Annotated in this window: 13 protein-coding genes; 9 read left to right on the forward strand and 4 right to left on the reverse strand. The window is 57.2% G+C overall.

The features are described 5' to 3' along the window. Position 1: 1 nt before the first annotated feature. From EUZ85_RS03515 to hspQ, 5 genes are all read left to right on the forward strand, one after another. Positions 2–847, forward strand: a complete 846-nt coding sequence (locus EUZ85_RS03515) for a carbohydrate ABC transporter permease (protein ID WP_127967944.1) — start codon at positions 2–4, stop codon at positions 845–847. A 54-nt stretch (positions 848–901) separates the two neighbouring features. Continuing rightward, positions 902–2524 carry an alpha-glucosidase gene (locus EUZ85_RS03520; protein ID WP_127967945.1) on the forward strand — a complete coding sequence of 541 codons (1623 nt, stop codon included), beginning with the start codon at positions 902–904 and terminating at the stop codon, positions 2522–2524. 73 nt (positions 2525–2597) lie between these two features. After that, positions 2598–3626, forward strand: coding sequence for an ABC transporter ATP-binding protein (locus EUZ85_RS03525; protein WP_127967946.1), 1029 nt, complete (start codon positions 2598–2600; stop codon positions 3624–3626). Between the two features lie 39 nt (positions 3627–3665). Further along, a complete protein-coding gene (locus tag EUZ85_RS03530) occupies positions 3666–4508 on the forward strand; it encodes a helix-turn-helix domain-containing protein (protein ID WP_127967947.1) in 843 nt (280 codons plus the stop codon). 74 nt (positions 4509–4582) lie between these two features. Then, positions 4583–4894: a heat shock protein HspQ gene (hspQ, locus tag EUZ85_RS03535; RefSeq protein ID WP_127967948.1), complete on the forward strand. Its 312-nt coding sequence runs from the start codon at positions 4583–4585 to the stop codon at positions 4892–4894. On the opposite strand, the gene EUZ85_RS03540 is transcribed toward hspQ, so the two are convergent. From EUZ85_RS03540 to yeiP, 3 genes are all read right to left on the reverse strand, one after another. Beyond that, positions 4891–6417: an ATP-binding protein gene (locus EUZ85_RS03540; RefSeq protein WP_127967949.1), complete on the reverse strand. Its 1527-nt coding sequence runs from the start codon at positions 6415–6417 to the stop codon at positions 4891–4893. The genes hspQ and EUZ85_RS03540 overlap by 4 nt on opposite strands. A 28-nt stretch (positions 6418–6445) precedes the next feature. After that, positions 6446–7579, reverse strand: a complete 1134-nt coding sequence (locus tag EUZ85_RS03545; RefSeq protein WP_164887171.1) for an ABC transporter substrate-binding protein — start codon at positions 7577–7579, stop codon at positions 6446–6448. A 144-nt stretch (positions 7580–7723) separates the two neighbouring features. Beyond that, positions 7724–8293 carry an elongation factor P-like protein YeiP gene (gene yeiP / locus EUZ85_RS03550; protein WP_127967951.1) on the reverse strand — a complete coding sequence of 190 codons (570 nt, stop codon included), beginning with the start codon at positions 8291–8293 and terminating at the stop codon, positions 7724–7726. A 137-nt stretch (positions 8294–8430) separates the two neighbouring features. On the opposite strand from yeiP, the gene EUZ85_RS03555 reads away from it, so the two are divergent. Genes EUZ85_RS03555 through EUZ85_RS31070 form a run of 3 tightly spaced genes read left to right on the forward strand, consistent with a single transcriptional unit; the run spans position 8431 to position 10842 of the window. Further along, positions 8431–10275 (forward strand): carbamoyltransferase, encoded by a 1845-nt coding sequence (locus EUZ85_RS03555; RefSeq protein ID WP_127967952.1) that lies wholly within the window; start codon positions 8431–8433, stop codon positions 10273–10275. Continuing rightward, a complete protein-coding gene (locus EUZ85_RS03560; protein ID WP_127967953.1) occupies positions 10268–10690 on the forward strand; it encodes an SxtJ family membrane protein in 423 nt (140 codons plus the stop codon). Before EUZ85_RS03555 ends, EUZ85_RS03560 begins: the two co-directional genes overlap by 8 nt. After that, a complete protein-coding gene (locus EUZ85_RS31070; RefSeq protein ID WP_164887172.1) occupies positions 10690–10842 on the forward strand; it encodes a DUF5989 family protein in 153 nt (50 codons plus the stop codon). Before EUZ85_RS03560 ends, EUZ85_RS31070 begins: the two co-directional genes overlap by 1 nt. 43 nt (positions 10843–10885) lie before the next feature. Here the strand turns inward: EUZ85_RS31070 and EUZ85_RS03565 are convergent, their stop codons facing one another. Beyond that, entirely contained in the window at positions 10886–11725 is an 840-nt protein-coding gene (locus EUZ85_RS03565) for a pirin family protein (protein ID WP_127967954.1), read from the reverse strand. Between the two features lie 131 nt (positions 11726–11856). Here EUZ85_RS03565 and EUZ85_RS03570 point away from each other — a divergent pair, with 131 nt between their 5' ends. Further along, positions 11857–12753: a LysR family transcriptional regulator gene (locus EUZ85_RS03570; protein ID WP_127967955.1), complete on the forward strand. Its 897-nt coding sequence runs from the start codon at positions 11857–11859 to the stop codon at positions 12751–12753. Positions 12754–12802 lie beyond the last annotated feature (49 nt).

Raw genomic sequence — 12802 nt, forward strand, 5'->3', positions numbered from 1 at the left:
CATGAGCCAGACTGTCGATGCAAAACAGTTGCTGCGTAAAACCGCTTTTTACCTGTTGGTGGCGGTGATCGTGGTGTTTTCCGTGTTCCCCTTTTATTACGCGATCCTGACGTCATTCAAATCCGGCAGCGAATTGTTCGTGGTGGACTATTGGCCGACCTCGGTGCAGTGGGGGAACTATCTCTCCGTGTTCAAAGGCACCGCTTTTGGGGAAAACATCCTCAACTCGGTCATGGTGTCCAGCGCGGTGGTGCTGGTGTCGCTGATGCTGGGTCTGACCGCCGCTTTCGCCCTGGCGCGGATCGATTTCCGCGGTCGCGGGCTGATGCTGATTGCGATTCTGTCGGTATCCATGTTCCCGCAGGTGGCGGTGCTGTCCGGTCTGTTCGAAGTCATTCGCGGCCTGGGTCTTTACAACAACCTGCTGGGCCTGGTGCTGGCGTACCTGATTTTCACACTGCCGTTCACGGTGTGGGTGCTCACCACTTTCATGAAGCAAATGCCGAAGGAAGTGGAAGAAGCGGCGATTCTGGATGGCGCTTCCAACCTGACCATTATTTTCCGGGTGTTCCTGCCGATGATGTGGCCTGCGCTGGTCACGACCGGACTGCTGGCGTTCATCGCCGCCTGGAATGAATTTCTGTTCGCCCTGACGTTCACGCTCACTGACGCGCAGCGCACTGTGCCGGTGGCCGTCGCGCTGATCAGCGGCAGCAGCCAGCATGAGCTGCCCTGGGGCGTGATCATGGCGGCGTCGGTTATTGTGACCGTACCGCTGGTGGCGCTGGTATTGGTGTTTCAACGTCGCATTGTGTCCGGCCTCACCGCTGGCGCAGTCAAAGGTTAAACGGGCGCCGCGTGGCGGCGCCTGCAGTTATAGATTGTTTTAGGAGTTTCTCTCATGTCGAAGGTTGAGCGGGATTGGTGGCGCGGTTGCACCATTTATCAGATTTATCCGCGTAGCTATCTGGATTCCAACCAGGACGGCATCGGCGATTTGCCGGGCATCGTCAGCAAGCTGGATTACATTGCCGGTCTGGGGGTGGACGCAATCTGGTTGTCCCCATTTTTTACGTCACCGATGAAAGATTTTGGCTATGACGTATCCGACTACCGCAGCGTTGACCCCATTTTCGGGGATCTGGACGACTTCAAGCGTTTGGTGGAAAAGTCTCATGCCCTGGGCATGAAGGTCATGATCGATCTGGTGATGAGCCACACCTCGGATCAGCATCTCTGGTTCCAGGAAAGCTCGCAGGACCGCACCAATCCCAAAGCGGACTGGTACGTCTGGGCTGACCCCAAACCGGACGGCACGCCACCGAATAACTGGCTGGCCATGTTCGGCGGCTCCGCCTGGGCATGGTGCGCCAAGCGCCGTCAGTACTATATGCATAACTTTCTGAGCAGCCAGCCGGACCTTAACTACCACAATGCGGAAGTACAGGATCAGATGCTGGAGGAAGTGCGCTTCTGGCTGGATCTGGGCGTAGACGGCTTCCGCCTGGACACCGTCAACTACTATTTCCACGACAAGCAGCTACGGGACAACCCGCCACTGCCGAAAGACGCCAAGAAGACCCTCGGCGCGCCGGAACAGAATCCCTATTCGTTGCAGCTGCATGTCTATGACATCAGCCGGCCGGACAACATTGGCTTCCTCAAGCGTCTGCGTGAGTTGCTGGATGAGTACGAAGGCATCACCACGGTAGGCGAGATCGGCGCCGATGAGCCGCTGAAAATCATGGCGGACTACACCGCCGGCAGCGACAAGTTGCACATGGCGTACACCTTCGATCTGCTGAATGTGTTCCATGAGCCCACCTATATTCGTGAAGTGGTGGAGCGTCTGGAGAATCAGATTGGCGACGGCTGGGCCTGTTGGGCGCTGTCCAACCACGACGTAGTGCGTTGCGCCACGCGCTGGGCAAACGGCCGTGATCGCGCGCCTTTCGCCAAGCTGTTGCTGGGGCTGCTGCTGTCTCTGCGTGGTAGCGCCTGCATCTATCAGGGCGAAGAGTTGGGACTGCCGGAGGCGGATGTTCCCTATGAGCGCCTGCAGGACCCCTACGCCCTGCCGTTCTGGCCGGAATACAAAGGTCGCGACGGCTGCCGTACGCCGATGGTCTGGGAAAGCGATAAGCCCTACGGCGGCTTCTCCTCCATCGATCCCTGGCTGCCGGTGTCCGAGGAGCATCTGGGCCTGGCGCCGGATGTACAGGAGAAAGATCCGAATTCCGTGCTCAACTTCTATCGCGGCTTTATTCACTGGCGCAAGCAGCAGTCCGCATTGAAGGCCGGCGCGATTCGCACGCTGGACGCGCCGGAAGGCGGCTTGCTGTTTGAACGCAGCGATGAAGAGCAGCGTATCGTCGTCGCCCTGAACATGACCGCGGAGACCATCCGCATTCCCTGCCGCATGGCCAATGTGACGGCGATGAGCGGACACGGATACAGCGGCGTGCTGGAAGGCGAAGATATCGTACTGCCGCCGTATCAGGCGTTTTTCGGCGAGCTGAAATAGCTGAGACAAATAGCTGAAATACAAGGCGCGTGGACGCGCCTTTCGGCACAACAAATACAAGAGACGAGATGTTATGGCTGAGCTTAGATTACGCAACGTCAATAAAGTTTTTCAGCAGACCCATGTGCTGCACGACGTCAACCTGCAAATCGCAGACGGCGAATTTGTCGTGTTTGTCGGCCCCTCCGGCTGCGGTAAGTCCACGTTGCTGCGCACCATCGCCGGTCTGGAGGACATCACTTCCGGCGAACTCTATATCGGCGGCGCGCTGGTCAACGAGGTGGCGCCGGCCAAGCGTGGCGTAGGCATGGTGTTCCAGTCCTACGCGCTGTACCCGCACATGACGGTGTATGAAAACATGGCGTTCGGATTGAAGCTCGACGGCGCGGGTCCGGATGAAATTCGCAGCAAAGTAGAAGCGGTGGCGCAAACCCTGCAATTGGGCGCGTTGCTCAAGCGCAAGCCGGCGGCGTTGTCCGGCGGTCAGCGTCAACGGGTGGCCATCGGGCGCGCAATCGTGCGCGAGCCCAAGGTGTTTCTGTTCGACGAGCCGCTGTCCAATCTGGACGCGTCCCTGCGTGTGCAGACCCGCTTGGAAATCGCCAAGCTGCATGAACGTCTCGGCTCCACCATGATTTACGTCACCCATGATCAGGTTGAGGCCATGACCCTGGCGGACAAAATCGTCGTGATGAATCAGGGGCGTATAGAGCAGGTAGGCACGCCGCTGGAGCTGTACAACCACCCTGCCTCTGAGTTTGTGGCTACTTTTATCGGCTCGCCGCGCATGAATATGCTCAAGGGCAAGGCGGCGGAAGATCTCGGCGCCGCCACCCTGGGCATTCGTCCAGAACATTTGCAGGTGCGCATTCAGGGCGAACCCGGCGACTGGAAAGGCGTGTTGCGCATGGCGGAGCATCTGGGCAGCGACACCTACGTATATGTCGACGTCGCAGGCGTTGGCGAGATGACGGCGCGCATTGTAGGGGAAATGGAGCTGGAGCCGGGGTGTGAGCTGTACTTGCATGCGCCCTCGCAACATCTTCATCTGTTCGATGCTCAAGGTAAGCCGGTGGACGCGTCGTTGCGCCGCTCAGCCTGACGTTAAGTCAGAGATTAAAACAACAACAAACGTCATCTCATGAAAACAGCAAATGTATCGGCGGCGACCGCTCCCAGGGGCGGTTCTCCGCACCATTACTTCGGCGCGCTGGCGGCCTCTCCCAGTCCGGCGGACGCCGCTCATTTTGAAGTCGCCATTTGTTGCGCCGGCGGCGCAGTGCTATGGGACGCGCGTCGGCGTCTGGTGCTGCAACCATTCAGTCTGGTGTGTTTTTCTTCGCTGCACGGCGCCAAGCAACTGCACAGCGATGCGGAAGCCTGGGGGTTACGTTTGTGGTTGCCCTTGTCCTTTCTGGCGGAGCTTTGCATTCCGCACCGGGTGAAACAGAAGCTGCTGCACGGCGAGATTTGCGTGGCGGACGCCGCCAAGGCGCTGGAATCGGAAACTGTGGCGCGGTGGGCGGAAGAACTGGCCTGTCAGGATGACTATCTGAAGGATCTGGTCTGGGATGAAATAGCCTTGTTGCTGCGGCGTCTGTTCAAAGACGCCGTGGGGCCGGACGCCTGTGTCGCCAGATCTGCGGTTGAACCCACGGGCTCCTGTCGTCATGTGCACAAGATGGTGGAGTACATGAACGAGCGTTATTGCGAGTCCATCTCCGTCGCGGATGTCGCCGAGCATGTTCGGCTGCACAAAAACTTCGCCATGGGATTGTTCAAACAGGTGCTGGACATGACCATTCTGGAATATCTGACCCAGCTGCGAGTGAATCACGCCGCTCGCTTGTTGACCACGACCTCCCTGCGCGCCAGCCAGATCGCATTTGAAAGCGGGTTTTCCTCCATCACCCGCTTTTACGAGGTCTTTGCCCGCAGCTTTAGCCAGTCTCCCTGCGACTACCGCAAGTCACGGCGGGTTTAAGCGACTCTCCCGCGACTCGACACTGCGTCAGCGCGTCCCGCCAAGCCCGGCTATAATTAGGGACAGGAGGGGATATGGCGCAAGCACACTTTTTTGTCGGCCAGTTGGTTGAACATAATTTATTTGGTTATCGCGGCGTGGTGATCGGCGTCGATCCGACGTTTAATCATACCGACGCCTGGTATGAGAGCGTCGCCAAGTCGCGTCCGCCGAAAGATCAGCCCTGGTATCATGTGCTGGTGCATGAGAGCGACCATATGACTTATGTGGCGGAACGCAATCTACGAGTCAGTCTGGATACGACCCAGATCGACCATCCTCTTTTGGGCGCTTATTTTGACCGTTACGACGGCGCGCGCTATTTCCCGCGCCACTCCATGCATTAATCCGCGGTGTCTGGCGCAGGCATGTAGGGCAGCTCCAGATAGAAGGTGGCGCCGGTAGGCAAAGTGGAATTGCTGGAAATTTCCTTGGCGATGGATTCGAAGTAAATCTGCCCGCCCTGTAATTCCACCAACCCTTTCGCCAACGTCAGACTGAAGCCGGAGCCCAGGGAGTCGCTACTGGCCTCGTCACTGCGCGCCAGTCCTTCGAACAGATAGGGGCGGATTTTCTTGGGAATACCGGGGCCGTTGTCGCTGACCGACAAGCTGATCAAAGCGCCTTCCCGGCGCAGGTGCACGCTGATCTCGCCGCCTTTGCCGGAATGCCTGACGGCGTTGCTGAGCAGAATATCGATGATTTGCTGCAGGCGCTTTTCGTCGCCGCGCACCCAGGCTTCCGCCACCCCGCTTTCGAAGTGCAGATTTTTACTGGTTTGATAAGCCTTGTTACGCCAGATTTCCGTTTGCGTCCGCGTCAGCTTGAGTAGATTGACCGGGCTTAAATTCAGCGTCAGAGAGTGGTTCTGAATCTGGTAGATATCGAACAGCACCTCAATCAGTTTTTGCATGCGCTCGCAGTTACGCTCAGCGACATGCAGCATGTGCAAGGTCTTTTCCTGTATCTCTCCCGTCAGACCGTTTTTGCACAGCATGACCGCCCCTTGAATCGCCGTCATGGGCGAGCGAATTTCCTGCGACACCATGGCGAGCAGGCGGGCGCGCACTGTATTGTCATGAGCGCTGTCTTCCCGCACCTGCTTTAACTGACGGGTCTTCTCCGCCACATTAAAGGTGAGGGAATTTTGCAGGTCGTATAGAAGTCGACTGTTATCCGAGAACTTCACCAACGCCCTTGCCACGTTGCCGATTTCATCGTTGCGTTGGGTGTGGGGAATACGCTGCTCCAGATCGCCGTCCGCCAGCCGTGTGATGGCGGCGGTCAGCTCCTCCAGCGGCTGCGTCATCCAGCGGCAGGCGAGGTAAATGGCGGCCAGGCAGATAATCAGCGTGGCGCTGAGGGTGACGGAGCGCTCCGTCAGCTTGACCAGCATGGAGCTTTCCACCTGACTGATGTCGATCACAATGTTGAGCGTGCCAATCTCCTTTTCCCCGGCTTGATCCCAAAGCAACGGTCGGGTGATGCGCATCTGCGCGGCGCCGTCCGACAGTTTGCCGGCGGAGGCGATGACCTCGCCATCCGGATAGCGAATAGCGACCTGCATGATTTCCGGCATGGAGAACAGGTTGTTGACGGCGTTGTTGATAATGTCGAAGTCAAAATTCCATACGGCGGCGGCCAGCACCGACCGCTGCGCGTCCGCCAGCAGGTAGGCTTCTTTCTCCAGATTGGCGAGTTGCGCCCGGTAGTCGTACCAGGCGGTCACCGCCGCCTCCAGCGCGAACATGGAGACAATGATGATGGAGGTCAGCGTCATCAACCGGCGACGCAGGTAAGCGCTGTGTGGATGACGTTTTTGTTTCCGATCCTCGGAGGGCTCTTCGTTGATGGACTGATCTGGAAGCATTATGTCGTCGCGTCTCGCCAAAATGAGTTCACTGTTGCTGAAGCAGCCGCTCTAATGAAAAGTCATACTGCTTGAGTTGAGGATTCAACGTTTTAGAAAAGCGAGTGAAGTCAATTTCACTCCAATTGACGCCGACAATGAACTTTAAATATCTGTCGACGTTTTCCGGCGTGAGCAGCCCCATGTTGGAGTGAATGGACACACCGACGTCATCCGCGAAATCCTGGCCATGGTGGTAGTCGTACATCAGCACGAGGCTCCAGGCGCCTTGCATGAAATGGCCGCCGAAGGAACCGGTAAGTTTGCCCTCCCGGATATATTCCAACGCGGAAGGGCTCCAGTCGATGCCGGCGATAAGCAGGTTTTCCCCGGGCTTATAGCCGAGGCTCTGCGCGCCCCGCAGGGAGCCGACGGCGATGGAGTCGTTGGCGGCCCAGATCACGCGGGTGCGGGGGTAGCGCTTCAACAGGCCGACCGCCTGCTTATACGCCAGTTCCTCATCCCAGCGGGCGGACACCAACTGTTGCAACTCCACTTCCGGGCGTTCTGACAATGAGCGATGCAAACCCATTTCCCGTTCGATGGCGGCGTTGTCCGTGGGCGTGCCGCCTATGGCGAGAATGGGCAGCACCTGACCGCCGCGCAGCAGCTCACGAGAGGCGGCGGAGGTGAACAGCATATTGGCGAGAGCGTAGCCGGCGTTTTCATCGTTGGGCAGCATTTGCCCGACCCATTGTTTGAAGCGCTCCCGGGGGTGTCCGTAACGCCGCTCCTGCTCCACATTGAGGCCGGAGTTAAAAATGAAGGAGCGCACTTTGGCCTCTTCCGCCAGCGCCAGCAACTCCGGAGCGTTGCCTTTGAAATTCTTGTACATGATGAAGTCTGGCGGATCGCTGGCCAAAATGTGTTTGATCTGCTGACGCATGAGCAACCGGTCGTGATTGGCGCTGAATACATCCAGACGGATATTGAGATCTTCCGCGGCGGCGCGGGCGAAGCGAATCACCTCGGACCAGAAGGTGTCGTCACTGCTTTGTGGATTGAAAAACACCACATGCATCGCCGGCGTCATGGACGGGGCGGGGGCGGCATTCGCCAGCGGGGACGCCAACAGCCAAAAAAGCAGCCAAAGCGCGCCTTTGCAGGACAACTTATAGAGCATCGTTTCCGGCCGGACCAAGTTAGAATTCATTCACTCAGTGTAGCCGCAAATCCAGGGATGCGCTTTTAGCGCGGAGAGGGGCATAAAGGGGAGAGCGCAGCGACGACGGCGCGTCGCTGCAACGGCGATCAAAGGCGGCGCAATTTAGTCCGCGCGGCCCATGAAACGCTTTTCTGCGGTATGAATTTTGACGCGTTCGCCCTGTTCCAGATATTCGGGAACCTGAATCGTCAGACCGGTGACGAATTTGGCGGGTTTGGTGCGGGCGCTGGCGGAAGCCGCTTTCATGGCGGGAGTGGTTTCGATGACTTCCATTTCCACCGTTTGCGGCAGTTCCAGTGAGATAACCTGACCATCCACCATCAGCACCTGCAGTCCCTGGGTTTCTTCGGTCAGGAACAGCAACTGGTCTTCGATGTCGTTCTTTTTCAGCATGTATTGAGAGAAGTCTTCATTGTCCATGAAGACGTAATCGTCGGCGTCGATATAAGAGAAAGCGACCTGACGACGCTCCAGCTGAGTGGTGCTCAGCATGTCGTCGCCTTTGAAACTTTCTTCATATTTGAGACCGGTGCGCACATTGCTGAAGCGCATTTTGTACAGGGTGGCGGCGCCTCTGGCGCTGGGGCTGTGCACTTCGATGTCTTTAACAATCAGCAATTGCCCGTTTAAATCAACGACTTCGCCTTTCTTAATCTCACTGGCCCGCGGCATATGGGTGTCTCCGGAAAAAATGGTTGCGCGCATTTTATGGCATCAGTAGTCTTAAGAAAACTATAGCGATAGCGAAGACGGCCCCTTCCCGGCAGGTCATACCTCCTACTACGCATAACGGATTGGCTTCCCTTTCAATGACCACGATTTTAGGCATTTCCGCTTATTACCACGACGCTGCGGCGACGCTGGTAAAGGACGGCGTGATTCTGGCCGCCGCCCAGGAAGAGCGATTTACCCGCAGGAAACACGATGCGGATTTCCCCCGCCACGCCATTGAATACGTTCTCGACGCCGGCGGCGTCGCCCTGGACGAAGTGGACACCGTGGTTTTCTACGATAAACCGTTGCTGAAATTCGAACGACTGCTGGAGACCTATCTGGCGTTTGCGCCGCGGGGCTTCCGCTCTTTCGCCACGGCGATGCCGGTGTGGCTCAAGGATAAGCTATTCCTCAAAAGTGAGTTGAAGAAGGCGTTGCGAGGCCTGTTGCGGGACCCCAAGGCGGTGCTGCCGCAGCTGTTGTTCGCGGAGCATCACCAGTCTCATGCGGCCTCCGCCTTCTACCCCAGTCCGTTCGCCAACGCGGCGGTTCTGTGTCTGGATGGGGTGGGGGAATGGGCGACCAGTTCCGTGTGGGTGGGCGAGGGCGCTGCTTTGCGCCCGTTGTGGGAAATCGAGTTTCCCCATTCTCTAGGTCTGCTGTACTCCGCTTTTACCTACTTTTGCGGCTTCAAGGTCAATGCCGGCGAATACAAGTTGATGGGACTGGCGCCTTACGGGAAGCCGAAATACGTCGACTTGATCATGCAACATCTTATTGATGTCAAAGCCGACGGCACTTTCCGTTTGCACTTGCGTTACTTCGATTTCATGACCGGTCTGCGTATGACCAACCAGCGCTTCGCAGAACTGTTCGGTCTGCCCCGGCGCGAGCCGGAAGCGCCGTTGACGCAGGCGTATATGGATCTGGCGCGCTCGGTCCAGGCGGTGACGGAAGAGATCGTGTTGCGTCTCGGGCGGACGATCGCCGAGGAGACGGGGCAGCGTCATTTATGTCTGGCCGGGGGCGTGGCGCTGAATTGCGTCGCCAATGGCCGTCTGCTGCGGGAAGGTCCGTTTGACGATATTTGGATTCAACCGGCCTCCGGCGACGCCGGCGGTTCTCTCGGCGCCGCCCTGCTGGCCTGGCATCACTATCAAGGCGAACCCAGGGTGCGTCCCCTGGCCTTGGGAGAACTGGACGCCATGCAGGGCGCTTATCTGGGACCGCAATACAGTGACGAAGAAGTTCAGCGCTATTTGACTGAAGTGGGCGCGACTTTTGCGGTGCTGGAAGATGATGCGTTGTACGCAGACATCGCCAGTGATCTGGCTGCCGGCCAGGTGGTGGGCTGGTTTCAGGGGCGCATGGAGTTTGGACCCCGGGCACTGGGGGCGAGGTCTATTCTTGGCAACCCGATGGACCCGGCCATGCAAACCAAAATGAATCTCAAAATCAAATTCCGCGAATCCTTCCGTCCTTTCGCTCCCGCAGTGGCGGCGGAGCATTGCCGTGACTATTTCGATTTGGACAAACCCAGTCCTTACATGCTGTTGGTGGCGGATGTTCAGGAGCAGTGGCGCAAATCCGCCGAGTCAGGCTTTGAGGGGTTGGAGCGTTTACGGCAGATTCGCTCGGATTTGCCCGCCATCACCCATGTCGACTATTCGGCGCGGGTGCAGACGGTGCACCAGGAAACTAATCCTGAGTTTCATCGTCTAATAAAAGAGTTCGCCAAGCATAGCGGCCATCCGGTGCTGATCAACACGTCCTTTAACGTTCGTGGCGAGCCGCCGGTTTGTTCGCCGGACGATGCGTTTCGATGTTTTATGGCGACGGAGATGGATGTATTGGTCTTGGGGCGCTGCGTACTGCGCAAGGCCATGCAGCCGGAGGCGTTAGTGAATAAAGATTGGTCTCGGGAGTTTGAACTTGACTAACTCAGTGCAACAGGACTTTGCCTCCGCCCCAGAAGGGGAACTGAGAAAGTTCGGCCTGGTTATGGCCGCCTTTCTGATTCTGGTGTTTGGATTGTTTTTGCCATGGGTGTTTGCAACAAGCCTGCCCTTATGGCCCTATCCGGTTGCGGCGGTGTTCGCCGCCCTGGCGATTGTGAAACCGGGGCTGCTGCGTCAGGTATATGTACTATGGATGCATTTCGCTTTAAGGCTGGGCAAGATAAACAGCGCTATCATTCTCGGCGCCGTATTCGTTGTGCTGGTGGCGCCGCTGGGATGGGCTCTGCGGCTTGCGCACAAGCTGCAATTGCAAAAGCGCATAGACCCGCAGGCGACCTCTTATCGATCTGTACGCGACAAACCCATTACCCCTGAGTCCATGGAGCGACCTTTCTGATGTGGGAATTTTTAAAAGACCTTTGGGCGTTTATGCGACAAAGGAAAAAAGTATGGCTGTTTCCTCTGATATTGACCCTGGTGATGCTGGGCGGCCTGATTGTGATCACCCAAGGTTCGGCGGTGGCGCCATTCATCTATACATTGTTTTAATGGCGCAGCCCACATGAAAACGGCCTCTTTGGAGGCCGTTTTGCTATGCCGTCAGCTTCCCTTCCTGATAATCCTTCACCGCAGTGAGAATTTCGTCGTGGGTATTCATGACGAAAGGACCGTAATGCGCCACTGGCTCATGCAAGGCTTCTCCCGCCAGCAGCAGGAAGTCCGCGCCGCCTTTATCCGCGCTCAGTTGCAGGCGTTCGCCCGCGCCCAGAATGCCGAGCTGGCCCGCCTGCAACGTGGAGCCCATATGCACGCGGCCGTTATAAACGTAGATCGCCGCCTGCCGGTCTTGCTCCAGCGGCAGGTCCAGTTTGCCGTTGGGCAGCAGGGATATATCAAGCAGGCCGGCGGATTGCGCCAGGCGATTCAAGGGTGAAGTGCTGAAATTATCCTGAATGCGCCAGGAACCGGCGATCACCCGAATCTCGCCGCAACTCAGAATAATAGAAGGCAGTTCTTCCGGCTGCGCGTCGCGCCACTCCGGCTGTTTCATTTTTTGCGTACGGGGAAGGTTGATCCAGATTTGAAAGCCGTGCATGCGTGCGGCTTCCGGTATCGGCATTTCCGAATGGATGACGCCTTTGCCGGCGGACATCCACTGCGCGCCGCCGCTTTTGATGGCCCCCTGGTTTCCCATATGGTCGCGGTGCTCGAAGCCGCCCTCTTTCATATAGGTCAGAGTTTCCAGGCCGCGATGGGGGTGTTCGGGAAAGCCGGCGATAAAATCGTCCCGTTCGTCGGAACGGATTTCATCAATCATTAAGAAAGGTTCCAGATCGGTAGCGGAAAATCCTGCGATCCGGGAAATCCTGACTCCTGCGCCGTCTGTCGCCGGGCTGGCGTTAATGATGCGCTTGAGTTCTCGTACAGCCATGGTGGTGTCCTCCCACTCCATTGCATGATTTGCATATCCTGCAAGCAGTCTTCTCATTGTTGCATTATGCATCGTAAAATTCGAAAATAAATTGCAATTATTCGTGTCTAAATTTCGATAAATTAGAATTCATGCCTAAATCAACGCTGGAACAATGGCGTATGCTGCACGCCGTAGTCGCCCATGGCGGTTTCGCCCAGGCGGCGGAGATGGTGCACAAAAGCCAGTCCACGGTGCATCATGCCGTACATAAGCTTGAGGAAATGCTGGGCGTACAGATTCTGCAGGTGCAGGGGCGCAAGGCGACGCTGACCGAAGCGGGAAAACTTCTGCTGAGGCGTTCGGAAAACCTGCTGCAACAGGCGGAGCAGCTGGAGTCCGTGGCCTCCGGTCTGGCCCAGGGCATTGAAGCGCACATCCAGATTGCGGTGGAAATCATCTATCCCCAAGAGGCGTTGTACTGCGCCTTGGCGGAGTTTTCCGAGCAATATCCCAATACTCGCATCGAAATAATTGAAACGGTTTTATCCGGCGCTGAGGACCTGCTCAAGCAGGGCGTATGCGATCTGGTTATAACTCCTTTCGTACCGCAGGGATTCATCGGCGATCTGATTACCAATATACCTTTTACGCCGGTGGCGAATCCGGAGCATCCTCTGCATCAGCTCAATCGCACCCTGAATAAAGATGATCTGGCCCGACATCGGCAAATCGTCATTCGCGACTCTGGCGTCGTGCGCCGTAATTCCGGTTGGCTGGGTGCCGAGCAACGCTGGACGGTGACGCATATGAGCACCTCGGTGAATATGGTGAAACGCGGTCTGGGCTTTACCTGGCTGCCGGTCTCCTGGGTGGATGCGGATATTCAAAGCGGCGCCCTGAGGGCGTTGCCGCTGCAGGAAGGCGGCGATAGAGAAGTCCCGCTGTATCTGGTCTACGGCGATATGGACAGGCAAGGCCCCGCCACGCTTTATCTGGGAAATCAGCTATTGCGACGGGGACGTGAATGGACCAGATTTCCTGAATAGGCCTCTGGGCGCGCGCCTGGAGGAACTCCAGAACAATCAACAACAATTT

It is taken from the genome of Hahella sp. KA22, from assembly GCF_004135205.1.
GTDB lineage: Bacteria > Pseudomonadota > Gammaproteobacteria > Pseudomonadales > Oleiphilaceae > Hahella.